1 protein-coding gene is annotated in these 253 nt (G+C 56.5%); it reads left to right on the forward strand.

The window, feature by feature from the left end; all coding sequences use genetic code 11:
- Window positions 1-73: 73 nt before the first annotated feature.
- Window positions 74-253, forward strand: a 180-nt coding sequence (gene tnpA, locus HJG40_RS13835; protein WP_438263569.1) for an IS66 family insertion sequence element accessory protein TnpA, incomplete at its 3' end; no start/stop codon positions are given.

Genomic DNA, 253 nt, shown 5'->3' on the forward strand with positions numbered 1-253 from the left:
GTCTAAGCAACCCACCTTCCCAAACTTTCTGACCTGACCGATCCTGCCCCGCATACAGCGAGAAGGGGTGGGTATGACGAAGGAAGAGAAGGCCACATATTGGCGGCAGCAAGTAGACGGATTTCATGCGAGCGGTCTTTCCGTCAAGAATTACTGTGCGCAGGAAGGGATCGCGGTAGCCACCCTGCATTACTGGCGCAAGTGCTTTGCGGAAGCGGTAAAGCATCAGCCGACGGGTACTAGGACCGAGGGG

Origin of the sequence: Acidithiobacillus concretivorus, from assembly GCF_018853445.1 — a bacterium.
GTDB lineage: Bacteria > Pseudomonadota > Gammaproteobacteria > Acidithiobacillales > Acidithiobacillaceae > Acidithiobacillus > Acidithiobacillus concretivorus.